Origin of the sequence: Acinetobacter sp. GSS19 (genome assembly GCF_028621895.1) — a bacterium.
Classification (GTDB): domain Bacteria; phylum Pseudomonadota; class Gammaproteobacteria; order Pseudomonadales; family Moraxellaceae; genus Acinetobacter.
The window spans coordinates 510,124-535,493 of record NZ_CP117520.1; the positions used below are offsets into that span (position 1 = coordinate 510,124).

Genomic DNA, 25,370 nt, shown 5'->3' on the forward strand with positions numbered 1-25,370 from the left:
GTCAAAGATTAATAAAAAAGAAAGCCTATCGATGTTGGATAGGCTTGGAGAAAAGGAAGAAAGGTTAAAAAATCAGTGTTTGTCTGGCTGTGGAGTTAAACGTAAATAGGGCTTAATTACCTTGTAACCCTGAGGGAAACGTTGTTTAAGCTCGGCTTCATCCTTAATCGATGGCACAATCACAACCTCTTCACCTTGTTGCCAGTTTGCTGGTGTGGCCACTTTGTAGTTGTCTGTGAGCTGCAAGGAATCGATCACGCGCAAGACTTCATGGAAATTACGTCCTGTTGAAGCTGGATAAGTGATGATTAAACGGACTTTTTTATTTGGATCAATAATCACTAAAGATCGTACAGTTAAGGTGTCGCTAGCATTCGGATGAATGAATCCATACAGATCAGACACTTTACGATCCTGATCGGCAAGGATCGGGAAGTTCACGGTGGTGTTTTGCGTTTCATTAATATCCTGAATCCAGCCGTGATGTGACTCTACATCATCAACAGAAAGTGCAATCGCTTTCACATTGCGTTTGGAAAACTCATCTTTCAGTTTGGCGGTAAAGCCGAGCTCTGTTGTGCAGACTGGGGTGTAATCCGCTGGATGGGAAAATAAAACGCCCCAGCTGTCACCTAGAAACTCATAGAAATCAATAATTCCTTCACTCGATTGCTGTTGGAAATTCGGTGCGGTATCGCCTAAACACAGTGTCATTCTTTGGTCCTCATGATATGGGTTTATTTTTGGGATGAAACGACTATGGCGCAATTCTTTAGCAAATAAAAATATGGTTTTTCTATTTCTTTATGAAAATAGTGAATATGATTGGATCAATGATCGTAAAAATCATGCAGAAAAAAACGCCTGTAGTCGATGTATGTCGGCGGTAAATTTGTTAAATTGTGCAATGCCCAACCGAATAGGCGCTAGAACCTATCCTTAGGATTTTTTAATTTGTAGGGTGCAAGGCCCTTGTACTTCACATTTCTAGCTCCATAATAACGGCTGAGAAAAAATTTATTCATTTGACAAGCAAGATTTAGAGAGTTTATTCATGTTGGCAAGTCTGATCGGAGGTATCTTCGGTACAAAAAATGAGCGCGAACTCAAGCGGATGCGTAAAATTGTCGATAAAATCAATGCGCTCGAGCCGACGATCTCAGCTTTAAGCGATGCGGACTTATCTGCGAAAACTCCAGAATTCAAACAACGTTATCAAAAAGGCGAAAGCCTCGATCTTTTATTGCCGGAAGCTTTTGCGGTCTGTCGTGAAGCTGCGAAGCGTGTGATGGGCATGCGTCATTATGATGTACAGCTCATCGGTGGTATTACCCTGCATGAAGGTAAAATCGCCGAGATGCGTACCGGTGAAGGTAAAACCCTGATGGGAACCTTGGCCTGTTATCTGAATGCGTTAAGTGGTCAGGGCGTACATGTCATTACCGTAAATGATTACTTGGCACAACGTGATGCCGAGTTAAACCGTCCACTGTTTGAATTTCTTGGTTTGAGCATTGGGACAATTTACTCGATGCAAAACCCGGTGGAAAAGGCACAAGCCTATCAAGCTGATATTACCTACGGTACCAATAACGAATTCGGTTTCGACTATCTGCGTGACAACATGGTGTTTTCACTGGCCGAGAAAAAACAACGCGGTCTGCACTATGCCATTATCGATGAAGTCGATTCCATTTTGATTGATGAAGCACGTACACCGTTGATCATTTCTGGTCAAAGTGAAGACTCTTCACAGCTGTATGCCGCGATCAACAGTATTCCACCTAAACTGCATCCGCAAAAAGAAGAAAAAGTTGCTGATGGCGGTCATTTCTGGATTGATGAAAAACAGCGTTCGGTGGAAATGACCGAAGCCGGTTTTGAAACTGTCGAGCAAGAACTGATTGAGATGGGTTTACTGGCAGAAGGTGAAAGTCTGTATTCTGCCGCGAATCTGAATCTAGTGCATCACGTGACGGCAGCCATTCGTGCGCATTATCTGTATCAGCGTAACGTGCATTACATCATCCATGAAGGTGAAGTCATCATTGTGGATGAAAATACTGGCCGTACTATGCCGGGGCGTCGCTGGTCAGAAGGTCTGCATCAGGCAGTTGAAGCCAAAGAAGGCTTAGAAATCCAGCCAGAAAACCAGACACTGGCTACCACGACTTTCCAGAACTATTTCCGTCTGTATAAGAAACTTTCTGGTATGACCGGTACTGCCGATACCGAAGCGGCGGAAATGAAAGAGATTTATGGTCTGGATGTGGTGATTATTCCAACGCATCGACCAATGATCCGTAAAGACCTTAACGATTTAATTTATTTAAACCGTAATGGTAAATATAACGCGATCATCAATGAAATTCGCAACATCCGTGAAGCTGGTGTTGCACCGATCCTGATCGGTACCGCAACCATTGAAGCCAGTGAAATCCTCTCGGAAAAACTGCTTGAGGCGGGTATTCAGCATGAAGTCTTGAATGCCAAACAGCATGAACGTGAAGCGGATATCATTGCGCAAGCCGGTAGTCCGAATGCGGTCACCATTGCCACCAACATGGCGGGCCGTGGTACCGACATTCTGCTCGGCGGTAACTGGAAAGCCAAGCTTGCGAAACTGGAAAACCCAACTGCGGAAGATGAAGCACGTTTAAAAGCGGAATGGGAACAGGACCATGACATGGTCTTGAGCTCAGGTGGTCTGCATATTATCGGTTCAGAACGTCACGAATCTCGCCGTATTGACAATCAGCTCCGTGGTCGTGCCGGTCGTCAAGGCGATCCAGGCGTATCACGCTTCTATTTGTCACTTGAAGATGACTTGATGCGTATCTTTGCCGGTGACCGTGTGGTGGGCATGATGCGTGCGATGGGCTTACAAGAAGATGAAGCCATTGAACACAAGATGGTCAGCCGTTCGATTGAAAATGCCCAACGTAAAGTGGAAGCGCGTAACTTTGACATTCGTAAGAACCTGCTGAAATATGATGATGTGAATAATGAACAGCGTAAGATCATTTATTCACAACGTGATGATGTACTGGCAGAAAACACATTGCAGGACTATGTTGAAGAAATGCACCGTGATGTGATGCAGGGTGTGATTGCCAACTTTGTGCCACCTGAATCGATTCACGATCAGTGGGATATTCCGGGTCTGGAAAATGCCTTGCGTGTGGATTTGGCAATTGATCTGCCAATTCAGCAATGGCTTGAGGATGACCGTCGCCTGGATGAAGAAGGATTAGTGGCGCGAATCACTGATGAAGTGATTGCACGCTATCGTGAACGTCGTGAACAGATGGGGGATGAGTCTGCAGCGATGCTTGAGCGCCATTTCATGCTGAGCTCGCTAGATCGTCACTGGAAAGATCATCTGGCTGCGATGGACTACTTGCGTCAGGGGATTCATTTACGCGGTTATGCGCAGAAAAATCCAGAGCAGGAATACAAGAAGGAAGCCTTTAACCTGTTTGTGAATATGTTGGGTGTGATCAAATCGGATGTCGTAACCGATCTTTCGCGTGTGCATGTGCCAACTGCAGAAGAACTGGCCGAGTTAGAAGCGCAACAACAGGCGCAAGCGGAAGCGATGAAGTTGAGTTTTGCCCATGATGAAGTCGATGGTCTGACCGGCGAACTTCATCCACAAGAGGATGCACAGCCCGCTCCAACAGCCCACTTTACACCGCCTGCAAGCCGTAATGCACCGTGTCCTTGCGGATCTGGACTGAAATACAAACAGTGTCACGGCAAAATCTAATCATCTAGATCGTCAGTCAGAGAAAAAAGCGGAATTTTGATTCCGCTTTTTTATGTTTACCGGATATTACAAAGGACAATTAGTATTTGCAGCCGAAGAGCGTTGCATGCTATTAACTTGCACATTGCATTCGGACAGCAGGAATACCGTATGAAAACAGGATTAAGCAGTTTATGTGTGGCTACATTGCTACTGCCAGTGATAAGTTTTGCCAATACACCGCAGATCGCCACTATCCCAACAGTACAGAAAACCACAACCACTTTAATTAGCCCACGTACGGGTATTCGCTATACCTTGAGTAATACTGGCGATCGTCCTGTCATTTTGAAGACTGCAAATATTACTGCCGCGGATGCCAATACTGTCAAGCGTATTGTGGCTAACAATCCCGCATTGTCCGCAGCGAGTCAGGAAAAAGCCAAACAAGTCTTGCTGTCTGTTCCTGGGCAATTGGCGGCGAACTAATGCTTGCAAGTTGTGTATCAACCGGTCTGCAGACCGGTTTTTTATTTTGATAAAAAACACATGCACAGAAAATAGGTGAAATGTCGTCTGACTCTCGATTTTTAGCTGCATTTCCACTAAGCTGTGAGTTTTTTCCACAACATATTCATTGGACGTTTAAAAATGGCGGTTGGTGACGTAACGATGCCACACATGCATGTGGTGCACGGGGTAAAGATTGGCTCAGCAGAAGCGTATGTGCGTTATCCGAACCGCCGAGATCTGGTGATTTTTGAATTTGCTGAAGGTACAAATGTAGCGGGCGTCTTTACCCAAAATGCGTTTTGTGCAGCGCCTGTGCATGTGTGTAAAGCTCATTTGGCACAAACCAACTCACGTTATTTAGTGATCAATACCGGCAATGCCAATGCAGGGACAGGTAAAACCGGCATGGCAAATGCGCAAAAAACCTGTGAAAAACTGGCTGAATTAGTGGGTGTGAGCCCCGCGGAAATCTTGCCATTCTCAACCGGTGTAATTGGTGAGCAATTGCCAATGGAGCGTTTACTTTCTGGTTTGCAACCGGCTTTAAATACGCTGAATGCGGAAGCTTGGGTGGATGCTGCAACCGGAATTATGACCACAGACACGACACCGAAAGGTGCTTCTGAGCAGTTTGAACTGGATGGCATCACTTACACGATGACCGGCATTTCAAAAGGCGCGGGTATGATCCGTCCGAATATGGCCACCATGCTCAGTTTTGTGGCGACCGATGCGCCAATTTCACGTGCCTTGGTACAACAGCTACTTAGCACGACTGTAGAACAGTCATTTAACCGGATAACTGTCGATGGTGATACCTCGACCAATGACTCCTGTATTTTTGCGGCGACAGGTCAAGCGGGCGGTACGGAAATTACTTCAGCCGATGATACGCGTTATGCGGTCGTGTTGGATGTTTTGACCCAGATCATGAAACGTCTGGCGCAACTAATTGTGCGAGATGGTGAAGGTGCGACCAAATTTATTACCATTACTGTAGAAGGTGGTGCTGATACTCAGGAATGTTGCGACATTGCCTATAGCATTGCGCATTCTCCATTGGTTAAGACTGCAATCTTTGCTTCTGATCCAAACTGGGGACGTATTCTGGCTGCGATTGGTTATGCCGGGGTAAAAAATTTGGATGTTGAAAAAATTCAGGTGTGGCTCGACGATGTCCAGATCTGCAAAGATGGTGGTGCCGCAGAGGATTATACTGAAGAAGCAGGTGCACGCGTCATGGCGCAGACAGAATTGACCATCCGTGTTGACCTAGGCCGTGGTCAGGCCAAAGATACAGTGTATACCTGTGACTTGTCTTATGACTATGTCAAAATCAATGCGGATTACCGCTCCTGATTCACCTCATTTCAGTAAAGCCTCATTCTTGAGGCTTTTTTCACGATTGATCTTTTGATGTAAATCCCCATATGTACTTTAAGGTACAGCGTGGTGACTTACCTAAGTGTAAATGCCAGTTGATGACTGGTGAATGGATAGAGAAGACGTTTTATGAATGATGCGACTTTAATTGCGAATGAAGCAAAATCTATTGTACAAGCGCATTTGGATCGTTTAGGAGAGCCGAAAGAAATTCGTCTCACTGATGAAGCGAAACAACAGAAATTCGAGCAGATTAAAGCGGAACTCAAAAAACGTGATGCTGTCCTTGTTGCGCACTATTATTGTGATCCAGAAGTTCAGGAGTTGGCTGAACTGACGGGTGGTTGTGTGTCGGATTCACTGGAAATGGCACGTTTCGGTCGTGATCATGCAGCATCTACGCTGGTCGTTGCTGGGGTGAAATTCATGGGTGAAACGGCCAAGATTTTATCGCCAGAAAAAACCATCTTGATGCCTACCCTTGAAGCAACTTGTTCCCTTGATTTAGGTTGCCCTGTGGATGAGTTCAGCAAATTTTGTGATGAGCATCCTGATCATACGGTTGTAGTGTATGCCAATACCTCAGCTGCAGTAAAAGCTCGTGCGGATTGGGTGGTGACTTCAAGTTGTGCGGTAGAAATTGTTGAGCATCTGGATAGTTTGGGTGAAAAAATTATCTGGGCACCGGATCAGCATTTAGGTCGTTATATCCAGAAAAAAACCGGTGCAGATATGCTGCTTTGGGATGGTGCGTGTATCGTGCATGAAGAATTCCGTTCACGCGGAATCGCTAATATGAAAGCGCTGTATCCAGATGCAGCTGTTTTAGTCCATCCAGAATCACCAGAATCGGTCGTTGAAATTGCTGATGCAGTGGGGAGTACCTCCCAATTAATCAAAGCCGCGCAGACTTTACCGAATGAGCGTCTAATTGTGGCAACAGATCGTGGCATTTTTTATAAAATGCAGCAGGCTGTGCCAAACAAAATCCTAATTGAAGCCCCAACAGCGGGTGAAGGTGCGACTTGCCGTTCGTGTGCGCATTGCCCTTGGATGGCTATGAATGAGCTCGATGGCATTCTAGAAGTATTGCAGAAAGGTGATCAGGAAATTCATGTGGATCCAGTGTTGGCACAGCGTGCCAAAGTGCCGCTTGATCGTATGTTGGCGTTTAGTGCAAGCTTAAAACGCTGATATTGATCAAAAAATGCTAAAAATGCTGTATAAATATACATTTGAAGCTGATTTTTAACTTTTTTTAAATATAGGTGTTGACGTCTCTGGGCGTCACGCCTAGAATGCACACCGTACCGCACGATGTGCGATACAGCGAAAGCTGAGATGAATCGGAGCATAGCACAGCCTGGTAGTGCACCTGGTTTGGGACCAGGGGGTCGTAGGTTCGAATCCTACTGCTCCGACCAATTCTTCAAGGCAGAGTTATCGCATGGTATTTTATCATCGATTAAGCGCCTGTAGCTCAGTTGGATAGAGCATCCGCCTTCTAAGCGGATGGTCACAGGTTCGAATCCTGTCAGGCGCGCCATTTGGTCGCTTGGTATTAAGAACCAAATATTTGATGGTGGATGTAGCTCAGTTGGTAGAGCCCTGGATTGTGATTCCAGTTGTCGCGGGTTCGAATCCCGTCATTCACCCCAATCTTTGATAAGATTGGAAACGTTTCGGAGCATAGCACAGCCTGGTAGTGCACCTGGTTTGGGACCAGGGGGTCGTAGGTTCGAATCCTACTGCTCCGACCAATTTAAAAGATCCGCGTTAAGCGGTTTTTTTATGTCTAAAATTTAATAAAACACGATTTTCTCTCGACAGCAGCGATCTGGGCTGGTGTGCTCTTTCTGACTTTCTGACTTTCTGACTTTCTGACTTTCTGACTTTCTGACTTTCTGACTTTCTGACTTTCTGACTTTCTGACTTTCTGACTTTCTGACTTTCTGACTTTCTGACTTTCTGACTTTCTGACTTTCTGACTTTCTGACTTTCTGACTTTCTGACTTTCTGACTTTCTGACTTTCTGACTTTCTGACTTTCTGACTTTCTGACTTTCTGACTTTCTGACTTTCTGACTTTCTGACTTTCTGACTTTCTGACTTTCTGACTTTCTGACTTTCTGACTTTCTGACTTTCTGACTTTCTGACTTTCTGACTTTCTGACTTTCTGACTTTCTGACTTTCTGACTTTCTGACTTTCTGACTTTCTGACTTTCTGACTTTCTGACTTTCTGACTTTCTGACTTTCTGACTTTCTGACTTTCTGACTTTCTGACTTTCTGACTTTCTGACTTTCTGACTTTCTGACTTTCTGACTTTCTGACTTTCTGACTTTCTGACTTTCTGACTTTCTGACTTTCTGACTTTCTGACTTTCTGACTTTCTGACTTTCTGACTTTCTGACTTTCTGACTTTCTGACTTTCTGACTTTCTGACTTTCTGACTTTCTGACTTTCTGACTTTCTGACTTTCTGACTTTCTGACTTTCTGACTGAGTCTACCCAGAGTTATTCTTATAAAAATCTAGTTTCTTTGCTGAAAATGAGTAAAAAATCACAAAAAAGATTAAATAATAGTCAAAAGGAGAAAATATTTATCTTTTTTCCAAAAACTTCTTGCGTCTGTGAGGGAATGGCCTATAATGCGAATCCATCGGCGGCGCTGTTGAATAAAACTTGTTGAAAATCAATCGATTGGAAATAAGTTAAATTTAAGAGTTGACATTCTGGATAAACAGAGTAGTATAGCCGACCTAGCTTGATGCTGACGAAGCATCGAGAAGATCATTAAGAGATTATGAAGAACAACTTGTGTGGATTTTTACTGGTTGATTGATCGATATATTATCATTGATTGAATTGGTAGAAATTACTCGAAGTTTATTTGAGCGAATTTTTAGTCAGTAAGATTAATGAGCCAGATTTGGCCACTTCGAAAAAGTGGCAAATGATTTTAAACTGAAGAGTTTGATCATGGCTCAGATTGAACGCTGGCGGCAGGCTTAACACATGCAAGTCGAGCGGAGCGAGGGTGCTTGCACCTTAGCTTAGCGGCGGACGGGTGAGTAATGCTTAGGAATCTGCCTATTAGTGGGGGACAACGTTTCGAAAGGAACGCTAATACCGCATACGTCCTACGGGAGAAAGCAGGATCTTCGGACCTTGCGCTAATAGATGAGCCTAAGTCGGATTAGCTAGTTGGTGGGGTAAAGGCCTACCAAGGCGACGATCTGTAGCGGGTCTGAGAGGATGATCCGCCACACTGGGACTGAGACACGGCCCAGACTCCTACGGGAGGCAGCAGTGGGGAATATTGGACAATGGGGGGAACCCTGATCCAGCCATGCCGCGTGTGTGAAGAAGGCCTTTTGGTTGTAAAGCACTTTAAGCGAGGAGGAGGCTTACCTAGTTAATACCTGGGATAAGTGGACGTTACTCGCAGAATAAGCACCGGCTAACTCTGTGCCAGCAGCCGCGGTAATACAGAGGGTGCGAGCGTTAATCGGATTTACTGGGCGTAAAGCGTGCGTAGGCGGCTTTTTAAGTCGGATGTGAAATCCCCGAGCTTAACTTGGGAATTGCATTCGATACTGGGAAGCTAGAGTATGGGAGAGGATGGTAGAATTCCAGGTGTAGCGGTGAAATGCGTAGAGATCTGGAGGAATACCGATGGCGAAGGCAGCCATCTGGCCTAATACTGACGCTGAGGTACGAAAGCATGGGGAGCAAACAGGATTAGATACCCTGGTAGTCCATGCCGTAAACGATGTCTACTAGCCGTTGGGGCCTTTGAGGCTTTAGTGGCGCAGCTAACGCGATAAGTAGACCGCCTGGGGAGTACGGTCGCAAGACTAAAACTCAAATGAATTGACGGGGCCCGCACAAGCGGTGGAGCATGTGGTTTAATTCGATGCAACGCGAAGAACCTTACCTGGCCTTGACATAGTAAGAACTTTCCAGAGATGGATTGGTGCCTTCGGGAACTTACATACAGGTGCTGCATGGCTGTCGTCAGCTCGTGTCGTGAGATGTTGGGTTAAGTCCCGCAACGAGCGCAACCCTTTTCCTTATTTGCCAGCACTTCGGGTGGGAACTTTAAGGATACTGCCAGTGACAAACTGGAGGAAGGCGGGGACGACGTCAAGTCATCATGGCCCTTACGGCCAGGGCTACACACGTGCTACAATGGTCGGTACAAAGGGTTGCTACACAGCGATGTGATGCTAATCTCAAAAAGCCGATCGTAGTCCGGATTGGAGTCTGCAACTCGACTCCATGAAGTCGGAATCGCTAGTAATCGCGGATCAGAATGCCGCGGTGAATACGTTCCCGGGCCTTGTACACACCGCCCGTCACACCATGGGAGTTTGTTGCACCAGAAGTAGCTAGCCTAACTGCAAAGAGGGCGGTTACCACGGTGTGGCCGATGACTGGGGTGAAGTCGTAACAAGGTAGCCGTAGGGGAACCTGCGGCTGGATCACCTCCTTAACGAAAGATTGACGATTAGTAAGAATCCACAACAAGTTGTTCTTCATGACGATGTATCTGAGGGTCTGTAGCTCAGTTGGTTAGAGCACACGCTTGATAAGCGTGGGGTCACAAGTTCAAGTCTTGTCAGACCCACCATGACATACTCATACGATACATTGACTAATGATATAGCTGGGGACTTAGCTTAGTTGGTAGAGCGCCTGCTTTGCACGCAGGAGGTCAGGAGTTCGACTCTCCTAGTCTCCACCACGTATTTCGGTACGAGGCTAAAGCTAAAGATTGCAGAACTTAATGAATACGATGATGTTTATTAATTTCTGTGATTTAAGTATCACGGTATTAAGCATGACCTGACGAAGGCGTGTTTATTCATTAACAGATTGGCAAAATTGAGTCTAAAATAAATTGTTCACTCAATTCAGAAGACAGTAGCAAGCAATTGTGAATGTTGAATGAAATTGAGAACTAGCAAATTAACTGAATCAAGCGTTTTGGTATATGAATTTAGATTGAAGCTGTACAGTGCTTAAATGCACGGGCAACAAACTGTGGATTGACTAAGTAATTAGTTAATCTGTCTTGATCCTACTTGTAGGGATTAACGACTGTTTGGGGTTGTATAGTCAAGTAATTAAGTGCATGTGGTGGATGCCTTGGCAGTCAGAGGCGAAGAAAGACGTGATAGCCTGCGAAAAGCTTCGGGGAGGCGGCAAATATCCTGTGATCCGGAGATATCTGAATGGGGGAACCCACCTATCATAAGATAGGTATTGCATGATGAATACATAGTCATGCAAGGCGAACGAGGGGAAGTGAAACATCTCAGTACCCTTAGGAAAAGAAATCAATTGAGATTCCCTTAGTAGCGGCGAGCGAACGGGGACTAGCCCATTAAGTTATCTAAGTTTTAGTGGAATGCTCTGGGAAGTGCAACCATAGTGGGTGATAGTCCTGTACACGAAAGGGCTTAGATAATGATGTCGAGTAGGGCGAGGCACGTGAAACCTTGTCTGAATATGGGGACCATCCTCCAAGGCTAAATACTCCTGACTGACCGATAGTGAACCAGTACCGTGAGGGAAAGGCGAAAAGAACCCCTGTGAGGGGAGTGAAATAGATCCTGAAACCGCATGCATACAAGCAGTGGGAGCACCTTCGTGGTGTGACTGCGTACCTTTTGTATAATGGGTCAGCGACTTATATTCAGTAGCGAGGTTAACCGTATAGGGGAGCCGTAGAGAAATCGAGTCTTAATAGGGCGTCTAGTTGCTGGGTATAGACCCGAAACCGGGTGATCTATCCATGAGCAGGTTGAAGGTTGGGTAACACTAACTGGAGGACCGAACCCACCGTCGTTGAAAAGCCGGGGGATGACTTGTGGATAGGGGTGAAAGGCTAATCAAACTCGGTGATAGCTGGTTCTCCCCGAAAGCTATTTAGGTAGCGCCTCGGACGAATACCATAGGGGGTAGAGCACTGTTTCGGCTAGGGGGTCATCCCGACTTACCAAACCGATGCAAACTCCGAATACCTATGAGTACTATCCGGGAGACAGACTGCGGGTGCTAACGTCCGTAGTCAAGAGGAAAACAATCCAGACCGCCAGCTAAGGCCCCAAAATCATAGTTAAGTGGGAAACGATGTGGGAAGGCATAGACAGCTAGGAGGTTGGCTTAGAAGCAGCCACCCTTTAAAGAAAGCGTAATAGCTCACTAGTCGAGTCGGCCTGCGCGGAAGATGTAACGGGGCTAAAACTATGTGCCGAAGCTGCGGATGTATACTTTGTATACGTGGTAGGGGAGCGTTCTGTAAGCCGATGAAGGTGGATTGAGAAGTCTGCTGGAGGTATCAGAAGTGCGAATGCTGACGTGAGTAACGACAAAACGGGTGAAAAACCCGTTCGCCGAAAGACCAAGGGTTCCAGTCCAACGTTAATCGGGGCTGGGTGAGTCGACCCCTAAGGCGAGGCCGAAAGGCGTAGTCGATGGGAAATTGGTTAATATTCCAATACTTCTGTGTAATGCGATGAGAGGACGGAGAAGGTTAAGTCAGCCTGGCGTTGGTTGTCCAGGTGAAAGGATGTAGGCATGTATCTTAGGCAAATCCGGGGTACTCTATGCTGAGATCTGATAGCAAGCTGTACTTGTACAGTGAAGTGGCTGATACCATGCTTCCAGGAAAAGTCTCTAAGCTTCAGTTACACAGGAATCGTACCCGAAACCGACACAGGTGGTCAGGTCGAGTAGACCAAGGCGCTTGAGAGAACTCTGCTGAAGGAACTAGGCAAAATGGTACCGTAACTTCGGGAGAAGGTACGCTGCCGGCGGTGATAGGACTTGCTCCTTGAGCTGCTGGCAGCCACAGAAACCAGGCCGCTGCAACTGTTTATTAAAAACATAGCACTCTGCAAACACGAAAGTGGACGTATAGGGTGTGATGCCTGCCCGGTGCTGGAAGGTTAATTGATGGGGTTAGCGTAAGCGAAGCTCTTGATCGAAGCCCCAGTAAACGGCGGCCGTAACTATAACGGTCCTAAGGTAGCGAAATTCCTTGTCGGGTAAGTTCCGACCTGCACGAATGGCATAATGATGGCGGCGCTGTCTCCAGCAGAGGCTCAGTGAAATCGAAATCGCTGTGAAGATGCAGTGTACCCGCGGCTAGACGGAAAGACCCCGTGAACCTTTACTGCAGCTTGACATTGAACTTTGACCTTACTTGTGTAGGATAGGTGGGAGGCTTTGAAGTTGGAACGCCAGTTCCAATGGAGCCGTCCTTGAAATACCACCCTGGTAATGTTGAGGTTCTAACTCTGACCCATAATCTGGGTCGAGGACCATGTCTGGTGGGTAGTTTGACTGGGGCGGTCTCCTCCTAAAGAGTAACGGAGGAGTACGAAGGTGCGCTCAGCGTGGTCGGAAATCACGCGTAGAGTATAAAGGCAAAAGCGCGCTTAACTGCGAGACCCACAAGTCGAGCAGGTACGAAAGTAGGTCTTAGTGATCCGGTGGTTCTGTATGGAAGGGCCATCGCTCAACGGATAAAAGGTACTCTGGGGATAACAGGCTGATACCGCCCAAGAGTTCATATCGACGGCGGTGTTTGGCACCTCGATGTCGGCTCATCTCATCCTGGGGCTGAAGCAGGTCCCAAGGGTATGGCTGTTCGCCATTTAAAGAGGTACGCGAGCTGGGTTTAGAACGTCGTGAGACAGTTCGGTCCCTATCTACCGTGGGCGCTGGAAATTTGAGAGGATCTGCTCCTAGTACGAGAGGACCAGAGTGGACGAACCTCTGGTGTACCGGTTGTGACGCCAGTCGCATCGCCGGGTAGCTATGTTCGGAAGGGATAACCGCTGAAAGCATCTAAGCGGGAAGCCTACCTCAAGATAAGATTTCCCTAGGACTTTATGTCCTCTAAAGATCCGTTCAAGACTAGGACGTTGATAGGTTGGATGTGGAAGCATAGTGATATGTGAAGCTGACCAATACTAATTGATCGTGAGGCTTGACTATACAACACCCAAACAGTTGTTGTATCAAGCTAGATTCATCATAAATACTTGATTTAGTTAAAACTAAAGCTAAAATGAACACCTTAAAGTAAGATTCAATACAGCCCAATCTGTTCAAGATTTGGTAACTAAGTGGCATCAAGTAAGACCACTGAAAACCATAACAGTTGTGCTGGCGACAATAGCAAGAGTGAACCACCTGATCCCTTCCCGAACTCAGAAGTGAAACCTCTTCGCGCTGATGGTAGTGTGGGGTTACCCATGTGAGAGTAAGTCATCGCCAGCTCATTATTCCTAAAAACCCCCACCATTAAATATGGTGGGGGTTTTTTCTTTGCCGGGTGGAAAGCTGAATTAGAATATTTGAGTTGCTGAAATAAAAATAAATACATAATAAATAAAGGGTTTTTAGACCAGGAAAGTACTTTGATTCTACGGTAGATTCGCAAAAAAGCTTAGGATTTAAAGCGCTATTTCTTTTTTAATACTTATAGTAAAAATCTATTGTCAGTTCTTTCCTTTATATGATATTTAATATTTTTACAAATTCTGCATAATCGGCATAGAATTTGCTTTATAAAACATGAATTAAATGAAGGAACAGAACGAGTATGAAGCTTTCGGTGGGACTTAAAGTTGCAAATACGTTGTCATTGACGCCTCAATTGCAACAGGCCATTCGATTGCTACAGTTGTCGAGTTTGGAACTAGAACAAGAAATTCAAATTCAATTAGACAGTAATCCGTTGCTGGAAAAAGTTGAAGAAATTAATAGTACTGAAAGTCTGCCGAATACAGAGCAAGAACTTGAAACTCATGACCTTACTCAAGAGTTGAATGCTGATCATCTTCCTGATGATCTGCCCGTGGATACGGATTGGGATGATGTTTATACCCATCAACCCACAGCTTTGGCAATGCCCGAGTATGAAGAACGTGAAGATAATCGTCACGGTCATGTGGGATTAAAAGAACATCTACTTGAACAAATTAACTTATTACATCTTTCTCAGGTCGATCAGCTAGTTGCATATTGTTTAATCGATGCTCTAGATGATAAAGGCTTTTTAGATGCTGAAATTGCTGAAATTACGGCTTCCGTGCAGCATTTATTAGCTGATGCGGGCTATGAAGATGAGGTGGAAGACTCAGAAGTTCTGGTGGTTTTAAAGCATATCCAGCATCTTGATCCGGTGGGGATTGGATCACGCAATTTGGCAGAGTGTTTGAAAATCCAGTTGGAGCAATCAGTGATTCAAAGTCAGTTGCGTGATAACGCACTGATGCTATTAAATTATTATGAGTTATTGGTTGCGAATGATCTTAATAAGCTTCTGAAACAGAGTGGCTTATCGATGTCACAAGTCAAAGAGGCTATTGAGCTTTTAAAAACACTGAAACCCTATCCGGGAATGGAATTTAATGTCCAGGAGTCGGATTACCAGATTCCGGATGTCGTCGTCGCCAAAAAAAATGACAAGTGGCAAGTTCAGCTCAACCCAGATGTTGTGCCCAAACTGCGGGTAAATAGTTTTTATGCCAATATGATCCGTCGAGCTGATCAGAGTGATGAAAACCAGTATTTACGCAATCATTTGCTGGAAGCTAAGAATTTTATTAAAAGCATTGATGAGCGACATAAGACCCTATTAAAGGTTGCGACCTGTATTGTTGAACATCAGAAAGCGTTTCTTGAATTGGGGCCGGAAGCGATGAAACCTCTGGTGCTGCGTGATGTAGCTGAGGAGGTTGAATTACATGAGTCTACCGTTTCACGTGTGACGACCAATAAATATATGCTGACACCACGTGGTCTATTTGAATTGAAATATTTCTTTTCCAGTCATGTCGGCACTACATCGGGCGGTGAAGCTTCATCAACTGCCATTCGTGCGATGATTAAAAAACTGATTGCCAATGAAAATCCACGTAAGCCTTTGTCGGATAATGTGATTGCCAATTTGCTGAAAGAAGAAGGCATTGATGTGGCACGAAGAACGGTTGCGAAATATCGTGAGTCGTTACATATTCCGTCGTCTTCTGAAAGAAAAGTATTGATCTAAAATTTTAAGTGTGATTATTTTATAGACTCATTATGACCAAGTAATGAAAATTTTATTTCCATGGGGAGTCGCAAAAATGATGAAATGAATGTCATACAGAAGACTAGGTTCTGACTTCGGATCATTTTTGCGCTGACTCAATATCCTTAATAATGAGAAGGTGAGGATAGAATTATGCAAATAGTCATTCGTGGACATCATTTAACTATCACTCCAGCAATCGAAGATAATATTCGTTGTAAATTTGCCCAAATGACTAAGCATCTGGATCAAGTCAACAGTATGCAGGTGAAATTGACGAAAGATCATCAGATCAATCAGCGAACGCGTAAAGGCAGTGCCAATCATATCGCTGAAGCGATCGTGCGCTTGCCGGGGATTGAACTGTTTGCTCAGGCCAATGCGGATGATATGTATACATCAATAAAAAAATTGACCGAAAAGCTGAAAAGACAGCTGCACAAACACCGTAAGATGCAGTGTGACCACCAGATTTTGGCAGTATAAAGATCCCGTTCAACGTGTCTGAGTGAAAAAGAGGTTGCAATGACCTCTTTTTTTATACATAAAACTTGTGCAGTTAATGATTTATTTTTTTTAGATATAGTAAAATAACCGGTTTTTACACCGTTGGTCCTATAAGAGGTCTTTGCAATGAATAGTGAACAGCTCACTCAAATTTTACAAGCTGCTTTTCCTGAAGCTGAAGTTGCTGTGAGTGGACAAGCGGGAAAGTTTGATCTTCGAATTGTAGATGATTTGTTTGAAGGAAAACGTCCTGTCGCACGTCAACAAGCTGTTTATGCACCATTAAATTCCTATATCGCCAGTGGCGAGGTGCATGCTGTGACCATCCGTGCAATGACCAAAGAAGAATGGCGTAAAGCAAGTCTTTTCGGAGCTTAATATTTCAATGGATAAATTTTTAATTAAGGGTGGTGTTAAGCTCGATGGAGAAGTGCGGATTTCCGGTGCGAAAAACGCAGCACTGCCTTTATTGGCAGCGACCATCCTTGCAGATTCGCCGATTACCCTGACCAATGTACCCAATTTAAAAGACGTTAATACCTTAGTAAAATTGATTGCCGGTTTGGGCGTGAAAATCAGTTATGAAGGGGATACGGTTAAAGCCGATACATCGACTTTAGATAACCAGTTTGCACCTTATGAGTTAGTCAAAACCATGCGTGCCTCAATCTTGGTCTTAGGTCCACTGGTTGCCCGTTATGGTTCGGCGAAAGTATCGTTACCGGGTGGTTGTGCAATTGGTTCACGACCAGTCGATCAACACTTAAAGGCACTTGAAGCATTAGGTGCACAAATTGAAGTCGAAAATGGTTATGTGAATGCCAAAGTCGATGGCCGCTTAAAAGGTGGTGAAGTCGTTTTTGATATGGTCACAGTGGGCGGGACAGAAAATATCCTGATGGCTGCTGCATTGGCCGAGGGTGTCACGACGATCCGTAATGCTGCCCGTGAACCTGAAATTACTGATCTGGCCAAGCTACTGATCAAGATGGGTGCAAAAATTGAAGGTTTAGATACCGATACCCTCGTGGTGACCGGTGTTGAATCTTTACATGGCTGTGAATATGCCGTTGTCGCAGACCGTATTGAAACCGGTTCCTATCTGGCTGCAGCTGCGATCACGGGTGGTCGTGTCAAAACTACGCATACCGATCCTGCTTTATTAGAATCCGTGCTCGATAAATTCGAAGAAATGGGCGCAGAAGTGACCCGTGGTGAGGATTGGATCGAGCTGGATATGCAGGGCAAGCGCCCGAAAGCCGTGAGTTTCCGCACGCTGCCGCATCCAGATTTCCCAACGGATATGCAAGCCCAGTTGATGGCAGTCAATGCTATTGGTCGTGGCTTTGCAACAATTTCAGAAACCATTTTTGAAAACCGCTTTATGCACGTACCTGAACTCTCTCGTATGGGGGCTAATATTCAGGTTGATGGCAATGACGCTGTTGTCACTGGGGTGGAGCGGTTGTCTGCTGCACCAGTGATGGCCACGGACTTACGTGCTTCTTTTTCACTGGTCTTGGCTGCATTGGCTGCTGAGGGTGAGACCCTGATTGACCGGATTTACCACATTGACCGCGGTTATGAAGATGTGGAAGCAAAATTACAAGGCCTCGGTGCCCAAATTGAGCGAGTACATGCATGAGTGACATGAGAAACGATGATCCCAACTTTGATGTGATGGGTAACTTTGATCATGGTTTAACTTTGGCTTTAAGTAAGGGACGTATCTTAAAAGAAACGTTACCTTTACTTGAAACCTCGGGCATTAATCTGCTGGAAGATCCGGATAAATCGCGCAAGCTGATTTTCCCAACGACGCATAAGCAGGTGCGTATCCTGATTTTACGTGCGTCGGATGTGCCGACCTATGTAGAAAATGGTGCAGCAGATCTAGGCGTAGCCGGGAAAGATGTACTGATGGAACACGGTGCACAAAACGTCTATGAACCACTGGATCTTAAAATTGCCAACTGCCGTTTAATGACCGCCGGAAAAGTTGGCATGCAACGTCCAAAAGGCCGTTTAAAAATTGCCACCAAATATGTCAATTTGACCCGTCAGTATTATGCTAGCCTTGGTGAACAGGTGGACGTGATCAAGCTGTATGGTTCGATGGAACTGGCACCACTGGTCGGTTTGGGTGACTATATTGTTGATGTGGTGGATACAGGAAATACCTTGCGTGCCAATGGTCTTGAACCATTGGAAGAAATCTGCAAAGTCTCTTCACGTCTGATTGTGAATAAGGCCAGTTTTAAGCGTAAGCAAGCCTTGTTGAATCCGATCATTGAGCAGTTAGAAAAAGCTGTGGCTGAGCGTCAGGCTCAAAAATAATGGGCTTTGATCTTGAAAAACCGCCGACTTCGGCGGTTTTTTTATGGCTATATGGATCACCTCATGTATCCCTCGATTTTTCCTATCTAGAAAAGTGTCATTTCCCATTAAAGTCATGCAATAGATGCTGCATAGAGGCCGACAAAATTGGCAAAACAAGGTAAACTTTGATTTTCTCATTTCACCTTGTAGGTAAATTGATGCGACGTTTATCGACTCAAGATCAAAACTTCCAACAGGTTTTTGCTGACTTGTTGGCTTTTGAGACAGTCAGTGATCCTGAATTGTTAAAAACTGTAGATGAAATCATTGCTGACGTGCGTCAGTACGGTGATGATCATGTGTTAAAACTGACACAACAGTTTGATCGACATCCCGCGCATCAATTCTCTGAACTTGAATTGACCCAGGCACAACTGAAGGCGGCGTTTGAAGGCTTAGCTCCTGATGTGCATGAAGCCTTGCAATTGGCTGCCAACCGGATCCGTAGTTTCCACCAGGCACAAAAGCAGGAAGGTTGGACCTATGTGGACGAGTTGGGCAATACCTTAGGCCAAAAAGTCACACCACTCGATCGTGTCGGAATTTATGTGCCGGGCGGTTTAGCCTCTTATCCATCCTCTGTGCTGATGAATGCGATTCCGGCACAGGTCGCAGGTGTGCAAGAAATTATTATGGTAGTACCGGCACCGAATGGAGAACTGAATCCATTGGTCTTGGCTGCCGCCTATCTTGCCGGTGTACATCGTGTTTTTACCATTGGTGGCGCACAGGCTGTAGCTGCTCTGGCCTATGGCACACAAACCATTCCAGCTGTAGACAAAATTACCGGACCGGGTAACCGTTTTGTTGCGGCTGCGAAACGTGCCGTCTTTGGGCAAGTGGGCATTGACATGATTGCCGGCCCATCCGAAATTCTGGTCTATGCCGAAGGCGAGAATAATGCGGAATGGCTGGCGATGGATGTGTTGTCGCAAGCTGAGCATGATACTGTGGCGCAAGCGATTTTTATTACCCCAGATGAAGCTTTGCTGAACGCAGTGGAGCAAGCGATCGAGCAGCACCTAAGCGAATTGCCAAAAGCGGAGATTGCACGAACTTCAATTGCCAATCGTGGTGCTCTGGTACTGGTCAAAGACCGTCAGGAAGCGATTGATCTGATCAATCAGGTAGCACCGGAGCATTTGGAACTGAGCCTGAATGAAGCACAGGAAATGGCGGAGCAGATTCGCCATGCGGGCGCGATTTTCATGGGGCGTTTTACTCCGGAAGCAATTGGCGATTACTGTGCAGGACCTAACCATGTCTTGCCGACTTCCGGCACCGCGCGTTTTTCCTCACCGCTCGGCGTGTATGACTTCCAGAAACGTTCCAGTTTAATCTTCTGCTCTGAGCAGGGAGTAAAAACCTTGGCCAAAACGGCGGATGTTTTGGCGGTACAGGAGAATCTGGATGCCCATGCACGCTCGGCGCGCTATCGCTATCAGTAAGCCTTGAAACTTATAAGATTGGGCTGAAATTTCAGCCCTTTTTTCAGACCAGATTTGAGATTTTGAAGATGACTATTACAGCAGAACAGATGCGTTTCTGGAGTCCAGCCGTACGTGAGTTGGAACCTTATGTCCCGGGTGAACAGCCAAAAATCCAGAATTTATTAAAACTGAATACCAATGAAAATCCCTATCCCCCTTCACCAAAAGTGGTGGAAGCGGTACAGCAGGTGTTGCTGAATCAGGCCGATGCTTTGCGTCTGTATCCTGATCCGGATGCAACTGCGTTAAAACAGGCGATTGCCCAACAGCAAGGTGTTGATGTGGCACAGGTGTTTGTGGGCAATGGCTCGGATGAGGTGTTAGCTCATATTTTTAAAGCCTTTTTTGTGCAAGAGGCACCGTTGCTTTATCCGGACATTACTTACAGTTTTTATCCGGTGTATAGCCAGTTTTTTGGTATTCAGGCCGTCCAATTACCGCTGAATGAACAGTTTGAAATCGTGCCGGAGGATTATAAACGTCCCAACGGTGGCATTATCATTACCAATCCGAATGCACCCACCAGTATCGCTTTGGGGCTGAATGCGATTGAAGAGATCCTGCAAGCCAATCCAGACTCGGTGGTGTTGATTGATGAAGCCTATGTGGATTTCGGTGCGCAATCGGCAGTCAGCTTGGTGAGCAAGTATGAAAACTTGGTGGTGTGTCAAACCACATCGAAATCGCGTTCTCTGGCGGGTTTGCGTGTTGGTTTTGCCATTGCCCAGCCGCATCTGATTGCTGCATTGGAAGCAGTGAAAAACAGCTTTAACTCTTATCCGATCGACCGTTTTGCTATCGCTGCAGCAGTCGCTTCCTTTGAAGATCAAGCCTATTTTGAGCAGCAATGCCAGAAAGTTATTGCCAGTCGTGAAACACTGGTGGCAGATCTTGAGCAATTAGGTTTTCAGGTGTTGCCATCGAAAGCCAACTTTATTTTTGCCACCCATCCACAACGTGATGCAGCTCAGCTGGCGAGTCAGCTACGTGAACAGGGCATTATCGTGCGTTATTTCAATAAGCCGCGTATTGATCAGTACCTGCGGATTACCATTGGCACCGATGAGCAAAATGCTCGTCTGGTCGAGACCCTGAAAAATCAGATTCTGGTTTAAAAAATCAGGGTTAAGGTTTTTGCCAAGTGTTGAGCAGATTCAACATGGCAGAGACTTTGTCGAAACATTCCTGATATTCGGCATCACTGTCAGACGCGATGGTGATGCCACCCCCCGCCCATAAGGACAACTGATCCTGATATTTTTGGATGCTGCGGATCAAGATATTCCAGCGGCCAGTCCCGTCCAGATTAAAATAGCCCATCGAGCCACAATAGGCACCGCGTGGTGCACCTTCGAGTTCTTCGATAATTTGCATCGCCCGGATTTTTGGTGCACCGGTAATTGAACCACCGGGTAGGGCTGAGAGCAGCATCTCTATGGGATTCACTTCAGGCTTCAGGATAGCGGTGACCTCACTCACCATGTGATGCACCTGATTGAAGCTTTCAATTTCAAACAGGATCGGAGTTTTGACACTGCCATTTTCAGCATACACACTCAGATCATTGCGCAGCAAATCCACAATCATGACATTTTCGGCCTGATCCTTTTGTGAAGCCGCGAGTTGCTGGCGTGATTGTTCATCCTGTTGCGGATCAGCATGGCGTGGCATGGTGCCCTTGATCGGGCGCGTACTCATCTTTCGATCCGCTTGGAAATCAATAAACAGTTCCGGCGAGCAGCTGAGCAGTTCAAATCCGTCTAGCTTTAAATAGCCCGCGTATGGGGCATTGGTCAGTTGCCAGAATTGTTGTGCTGTTGCTAGAAGCTCGCCTTGTGCGACACCGGTAAATTCCTGAGTCAGGTTGATCTGGTAACAGTCACCGGCGCGGATATAGTCTTGTACTTGGGTAAAGGCATGTTGATAGTCTTGCCGTGACCAGCGTGCTTGACAAGGTTGGGTTAACTGAAAATCCGCTTCTGTACTTAGGGGCTGCATGAACAGACGATTGATCAGTTGCCACAGTTGTTCGGCCTGAGCCTCATCACTGTAGAAATACCATTGACCCTGTTCCTGTTTCAGATAGGAACGATAGCGTCCGAAATACAGGGCTGGCTGCTCTTTACTTTGATTCTGGATCTGCTGTTGTGCTGCGAAGTCATAGCTTACAAAGCCGATTATGCCCCCTTGGAAACCTGCATCGGCAGGTTCCCGTGTGGGGGCAAATGCAATGAAATCGGTGCAATTAATGGTTTGTTCTTGTACCTGATAGCCTAGTTGCTCATTGCGCTGCATGAAATGGCTTTGGCCATTTTGAACCTGTAGATAAGCCTGAGGCAAGAAACCAATCACAGGATGTTGCTGATCTTGTAAAAATACCAGTCCGGTCAGGGAATTCAGGTGCAGCAAAAGCGATGCGATTTCAGTCTGTTGCAAATGCAGCGGTCTTTTCATCACGGTCAGATCAGGCATAACACGAACATATCAGAAGTGGAAAGGCAGTTTACTATACTCTGCCAAATGAGGCGAATCTCGGAGCTGTGCAGAATCAGGTTGTTCAATCAATTTGCACACTCAACACACACAAAAAAGCCACTTCGAGGAGTGGCTTTGGGGATCAGTCTATTTAACTAACCTGTATGATCTAAACGCGAGCCCAAAGTTTCCAGATGTACCGGGAAATGCTGTTGTTGAAGGTCAGCAAAATAATGACGCAGGGTCTGCTCTACACTCGGGAAGGCCAGATCAGCCCATGGAATTTCCTCTTCGCTGAATAGACGGCTCTCAATGGTTTCCTCACCGGCACCAAAGCTGCCATCTTTAAGCTGTGCCTTGAACAGCACATAAATTTGCCCAATACGCGGAATATTGTACATACAGTACAATTGTTCGATGTCAATCTCGGCTTCGGCTTCTTCACGGGTTTCCCGGGCAGCGCCTTGTTCCATGGTTTCGAACAGTTCCATGTAGCCTGCGGGTAAGGTCCATAGGCCATAACGTGGTTCAATCGCACGGCGGCAGAGTAATACTTTGTTTTCCCAGACTGCGAGGGCACCGCAGATGACTTTCGGATTTTCGTAATGAATATGACCACATTGTGTACAAACACGGCGCACCTGATGGTCACCTAACGGAATCTGTTCTGTTGTTTGATGTCCACAAATTACGCAAAAGTTCATATTCATCATCAATCCGGAAGATGCCTCAGCATAACTGAAAATTTGGACTTTGACATCATTTGTGTACGTTGTATGAAAATTTCGGATATGATGAAAAACACAGCAGTTTCGCCCTGAGGAAGATATGCAGGATCAGCCTTTAACCCAGCGTTTGCAGCAGCGTTTACGTTTCTCCCAGCGTGTGCAGGAAGCGCAGGCGGCCGTTCTGATCGCGATTACTGACGAAGCTGATCCTCGTGTTGTGTTGACCCGCCGTTCTGCCTATCTGAAAAACCATCCGGGTGAGGTTTCCTTTCCAGGAGGCAAGCGTGATCCGGAGGATACCAGCAATGCCGCCGTGGCACTGCGCGAAGCGCATGAAGAAATCGCCTTGAATCCTTTTGATGTGCAGCTGATTGGTGATCTGCCGATGCAGCGTGCGCGCAATGGCATGCTGGTCAAGCCGGTGGTCGGACTGATTCCACCCGAAGTGGAGCTAGTGCCACAACCGAGTGAAATTGACCGGATCTTTTTTGCCTCGCTGCAACATCTGATGCAGGCACCCACCATTCCTCATGCTGTGCAGTATGCTGAGCAATTACTTTATTTTCCGAGTCTTAGAGTGGAAAATGAGATTGTCTGGGGATTGACCGCCCGGATGCTGATGAGCTTGTTCAAGTATGGACTGGACTATCAGAAAGAGTGGCCATTTTTATTGAATTCCAGCAATATCGAGGCAAGTTAACAGGATCATCACATGATGTATAAATTTCAGGGACATGCACCGAAAGCTTTGTGTCCACCTTTTGATGGTTGGATTGCCGATAATGCCACCGTGATTGGTCAGGTGGAGTTGGGGCGAAAGGTTAGTGTCTGGTTTGGTGCCGTGATTCGTGGGGATAATTGCCGTATCCGTTTGGGGGACTATACCAATGTGCAGGAAAACGCCGTGCTGCACACCGATGCGGGCATTGAAATGCAGATTGGCAATTATGTCACGATTGGACATCAAGCCATGCTGCATGGCTGTACCATCGGAGATAATTCGCTGATCGGAATTAATGCTGTGGTGTTGAACCATGCAGTGATTGGTAAAAATTGCATCATTGGCGCCAATGCCCTGATTCCGGAAGGTAAAGTCATTCCGGATAATTCTGTTGTGATGGGATCACCGGGTAAAATTGTCAAAATCTTAGATGAACAGGGGGCAGCCAAGCTGACCGCTAGTGCATTGCATTATGCCAGCCATTTTGAAAAATTTAAGCAGCTCGAAGCTTGCCAGTTTGAGTAACTTCTTTGATCTCTTCATTAAAAATGCCAAGTTGTTTTACTTGGCATTTTTGTATCTTGTACCGGAAAATCTCGCGCAGTCGGCATGAGTAGAGTATGATATCTCGCGTTTTTAATTCACTTTTTAGTCAAGGTTGTGCATGAAATTGCTGGCGTTGGAAACTGCGAATGAGCAGTGTTCCGTTTCTATTGTAGATGACACGCAAACGCTCTTTTTTCAGTTGGATGAGCGCGCGAAAGCACAAACCCAAACCATTTTGCCCATGATTGAACAGGGCTTGCAGCAAGCGAATCTTGCTGCTGCAGATTTGACGGCAATCGCCTTTAGCCGCGGGCCTGGTTCCTTCAGTGGTGTGCGGATCAATGCTGCAGTGACACAGGCGCTGGCTTGGGCGCATGATCTGCCGGTAATCCCGGTCTCGACTTTACAGGCTTTGGCCCAGGCCGCTTATCGTCAGCATCAGTTGACCGAAGTTACCGCTGTACTTGATGCGCGTATGCAGGAAGTTTATATGGCCAGCTTCCGTCTGGATGCACAGCACATTATGCAACCAGTTGATCAAGAACAATTACTGGATTATGCACAAGCACAACACAACGCTCGCTTTACTCTGGTAGGCTCGGGTGCGGCACTGGTTCAAGCGCAAGCAACTGAATATCAGACCCTCGCTGCCAGCGCACAAGATATTGCAAGCATTGCCCATCAGCGGGCTCTGCAAGCAGACTGGGTCAGTGCAGAGCAGGCTTTGCCGGTATATTTACGTGACAATGCTTGGAAAAAAATTCCAGAACAAGGCAAATCATAAC

17 protein-coding genes, 6 tRNA genes and 3 rRNA genes are annotated in these 25,370 nt (G+C 46.1%); 23 read left to right on the forward strand and 3 right to left on the reverse strand.

The window, feature by feature from the left end; all coding sequences use genetic code 11:
- Positions 1–72 precede the first annotated feature (72 nt).
- Positions 73–714, reverse strand: coding sequence for a peroxiredoxin (locus PGW99_RS02555; protein WP_273778542.1), 642 nt, complete (start codon positions 712–714; stop codon positions 73–75).
- 340 nt (positions 715–1,054) lie between these two features.
- On the opposite strand from PGW99_RS02555, the gene secA reads away from it, so the two are divergent.
- From secA to hisC, 20 genes are all read left to right on the forward strand, one after another.
- Entirely contained in the window at positions 1,055–3,769 is a 2,715-nt protein-coding gene (gene secA, locus PGW99_RS02560; RefSeq protein WP_273778543.1) for a preprotein translocase subunit SecA, read from the forward strand.
- Positions 3,770–3,919: 150 nt separating this feature from the next.
- Complete coding sequence (locus PGW99_RS02565) at positions 3,920–4,237, forward strand: hypothetical protein (protein WP_273778544.1); 318 nt, start codon at positions 3,920–3,922, stop codon at positions 4,235–4,237.
- A 162-nt stretch (positions 4,238–4,399) separates the two neighbouring features.
- Positions 4,400–5,620 (forward strand): bifunctional glutamate N-acetyltransferase/amino-acid acetyltransferase ArgJ, encoded by a 1,221-nt coding sequence (gene argJ / locus PGW99_RS02570; protein ID WP_273778545.1) that lies wholly within the window; start codon positions 4,400–4,402, stop codon positions 5,618–5,620.
- Positions 5,621–5,773: 153 nt separating this feature from the next.
- Positions 5,774–6,838 carry a quinolinate synthase NadA gene (gene nadA, locus PGW99_RS02575; RefSeq protein WP_273778546.1) on the forward strand — a complete coding sequence of 355 codons (1,065 nt, stop codon included), beginning with the start codon at positions 5,774–5,776 and terminating at the stop codon, positions 6,836–6,838.
- A 153-nt stretch (positions 6,839–6,991) separates the two neighbouring features.
- Positions 6,992–7,068: transfer RNA gene (locus tag PGW99_RS02580), tRNA-Pro, on the forward strand.
- Positions 7,069–7,113: 45 nt separating this feature from the next.
- Positions 7,114–7,190: transfer RNA gene (locus PGW99_RS02585), tRNA-Arg, on the forward strand.
- 36 nt (positions 7,191–7,226) lie between these two features.
- Positions 7,227–7,302 (forward strand) — tRNA-His (locus PGW99_RS02590).
- 25 nt (positions 7,303–7,327) lie between these two features.
- Positions 7,328–7,404 (forward strand) — tRNA-Pro (locus PGW99_RS02595).
- 1,203 nt (positions 7,405–8,607) lie between these two features.
- A 16S ribosomal RNA gene (locus PGW99_RS02600) occupies positions 8,608–10,141 on the forward strand.
- 61 nt (positions 10,142–10,202) lie between these two features.
- A tRNA-Ile gene (locus tag PGW99_RS02605) sits at positions 10,203–10,279 on the forward strand.
- Between the two features lie 38 nt (positions 10,280–10,317).
- Positions 10,318–10,393, forward strand: a tRNA-Ala gene (locus tag PGW99_RS02610).
- A 372-nt stretch (positions 10,394–10,765) separates the two neighbouring features.
- A 23S ribosomal RNA gene (locus PGW99_RS02615) occupies positions 10,766–13,656 on the forward strand.
- Positions 13,657–13,826: 170 nt separating this feature from the next.
- Positions 13,827–13,941 (forward strand): 5S ribosomal RNA (rrf, locus tag PGW99_RS02620).
- Together the 16S, 23S and 5S rRNA genes with 2 tRNA genes alongside form the textbook arrangement of a ribosomal RNA operon.
- Positions 13,942–14,266: 325 nt before the next feature.
- On the forward strand, positions 14,267–15,718 hold the full coding sequence (locus tag PGW99_RS02625; protein WP_273778547.1) for an RNA polymerase factor sigma-54: 1,452 nt from the start codon (positions 14,267–14,269) through the stop codon (positions 15,716–15,718).
- Between the two features lie 174 nt (positions 15,719–15,892).
- On the forward strand, positions 15,893–16,225 hold the full coding sequence (gene hpf, locus PGW99_RS02630) for a ribosome hibernation-promoting factor, HPF/YfiA family (protein ID WP_273778548.1): 333 nt from the start codon (positions 15,893–15,895) through the stop codon (positions 16,223–16,225).
- A gap of 147 nt (positions 16,226–16,372) precedes the next feature.
- Positions 16,373–16,624 (forward strand): BolA family iron metabolism protein IbaG, encoded by a 252-nt coding sequence (gene ibaG, locus PGW99_RS02635; protein WP_273778549.1) that lies wholly within the window; start codon positions 16,373–16,375, stop codon positions 16,622–16,624.
- Between the two features lie 7 nt (positions 16,625–16,631).
- Complete coding sequence (gene murA, locus PGW99_RS02640) at positions 16,632–17,891, forward strand: UDP-N-acetylglucosamine 1-carboxyvinyltransferase (RefSeq protein ID WP_273778550.1); 1,260 nt, start codon at positions 16,632–16,634, stop codon at positions 17,889–17,891.
- Entirely contained in the window at positions 17,888–18,583 is a 696-nt protein-coding gene (gene hisG, locus PGW99_RS02645) for an ATP phosphoribosyltransferase (RefSeq protein WP_273778551.1), read from the forward strand. Before murA ends, hisG begins: the two co-directional genes overlap by 4 nt.
- A 200-nt stretch (positions 18,584–18,783) precedes the next feature.
- Positions 18,784–20,073 (forward strand): histidinol dehydrogenase, encoded by a 1,290-nt coding sequence (gene hisD / locus PGW99_RS02650; protein ID WP_273778552.1) that lies wholly within the window; start codon positions 18,784–18,786, stop codon positions 20,071–20,073.
- A 68-nt stretch (positions 20,074–20,141) separates the two neighbouring features.
- Complete coding sequence (hisC, locus tag PGW99_RS02655; RefSeq protein ID WP_273778553.1) at positions 20,142–21,230, forward strand: histidinol-phosphate transaminase; 1,089 nt, start codon at positions 20,142–20,144, stop codon at positions 21,228–21,230.
- A gap of 10 nt (positions 21,231–21,240) precedes the next feature.
- On the opposite strand, the gene pabB is transcribed toward hisC, so the two are convergent.
- Complete coding sequence (pabB, locus tag PGW99_RS02660) at positions 21,241–22,578, reverse strand: aminodeoxychorismate synthase component I (RefSeq protein WP_273779410.1); 1,338 nt, start codon at positions 22,576–22,578, stop codon at positions 21,241–21,243.
- A 167-nt stretch (positions 22,579–22,745) separates the two neighbouring features.
- Complete coding sequence (locus PGW99_RS02665; RefSeq protein WP_273778554.1) at positions 22,746–23,294, reverse strand: NUDIX hydrolase; 549 nt, start codon at positions 23,292–23,294, stop codon at positions 22,746–22,748.
- Positions 23,295–23,418: 124 nt separating this feature from the next.
- Here PGW99_RS02665 and PGW99_RS02670 point away from each other — a divergent pair, with 124 nt between their 5' ends.
- From PGW99_RS02670 to tsaB, 3 genes are all read left to right on the forward strand, one after another.
- A complete protein-coding gene (locus tag PGW99_RS02670; RefSeq protein WP_273778555.1) occupies positions 23,419–24,018 on the forward strand; it encodes an NUDIX hydrolase in 600 nt (199 codons plus the stop codon).
- A 12-nt stretch (positions 24,019–24,030) separates the two neighbouring features.
- A complete protein-coding gene (locus PGW99_RS02675) occupies positions 24,031–24,564 on the forward strand; it encodes a gamma carbonic anhydrase family protein (protein WP_273778556.1) in 534 nt (177 codons plus the stop codon).
- Positions 24,565–24,703: 139 nt separating this feature from the next.
- Positions 24,704–25,369, forward strand: a complete 666-nt coding sequence (tsaB, locus tag PGW99_RS02680) for a tRNA (adenosine(37)-N6)-threonylcarbamoyltransferase complex dimerization subunit type 1 TsaB (RefSeq protein WP_273778557.1) — start codon at positions 24,704–24,706, stop codon at positions 25,367–25,369.
- Position 25,370 lies beyond the last annotated feature (1 nt).

Excerpts from the sequence above, each read along its gene's own strand:
- hpf (WP_273778548.1), top strand. The coding sequence starts at position 15,893 with ATGCAAATAGTCATTCGTGGACATCATTTAACTATCACTCCAGCAATC.
- PGW99_RS02555 (WP_273778542.1), bottom strand. The coding sequence starts at position 714 with ATGACACTGTGTTTAGGCGATACCGCACCGAATTTCCAACAGCAATCG.
- nadA (WP_273778546.1), top strand. The coding sequence starts at position 5,774 with ATGAATGATGCGACTTTAATTGCGAATGAAGCAAAATCTATTGTACAA.
- hisD (WP_273778552.1), top strand. The coding sequence starts at position 18,784 with ATGCGACGTTTATCGACTCAAGATCAAAACTTCCAACAGGTTTTTGCT.
- PGW99_RS02670 (WP_273778555.1), top strand. The coding sequence starts at position 23,419 with ATGCAGGATCAGCCTTTAACCCAGCGTTTGCAGCAGCGTTTACGTTTC.
- PGW99_RS02625 (WP_273778547.1), top strand. The coding sequence starts at position 14,267 with ATGAAGCTTTCGGTGGGACTTAAAGTTGCAAATACGTTGTCATTGACG.
- PGW99_RS02665 (WP_273778554.1), bottom strand. The coding sequence starts at position 23,294 with ATGAACTTTTGCGTAATTTGTGGACATCAAACAACAGAACAGATTCCG.
- PGW99_RS02675 (WP_273778556.1), top strand. The coding sequence starts at position 24,031 with ATGATGTATAAATTTCAGGGACATGCACCGAAAGCTTTGTGTCCACCT.
- murA (WP_273778550.1), top strand. The coding sequence starts at position 16,632 with ATGGATAAATTTTTAATTAAGGGTGGTGTTAAGCTCGATGGAGAAGTG.
- hisG (WP_273778551.1), top strand. The coding sequence starts at position 17,888 with ATGAGTGACATGAGAAACGATGATCCCAACTTTGATGTGATGGGTAAC.
- secA (WP_273778543.1), top strand. The coding sequence starts at position 1,055 with ATGTTGGCAAGTCTGATCGGAGGTATCTTCGGTACAAAAAATGAGCGC.
- tsaB (WP_273778557.1), top strand. The coding sequence starts at position 24,704 with ATGAAATTGCTGGCGTTGGAAACTGCGAATGAGCAGTGTTCCGTTTCT.
- ibaG (WP_273778549.1), top strand. The coding sequence starts at position 16,373 with ATGAATAGTGAACAGCTCACTCAAATTTTACAAGCTGCTTTTCCTGAA.
- PGW99_RS02565 (WP_273778544.1), top strand. The coding sequence starts at position 3,920 with ATGAAAACAGGATTAAGCAGTTTATGTGTGGCTACATTGCTACTGCCA.
- hisC (WP_273778553.1), top strand. The coding sequence starts at position 20,142 with ATGACTATTACAGCAGAACAGATGCGTTTCTGGAGTCCAGCCGTACGT.
- argJ (WP_273778545.1), top strand. The coding sequence starts at position 4,400 with ATGGCGGTTGGTGACGTAACGATGCCACACATGCATGTGGTGCACGGG.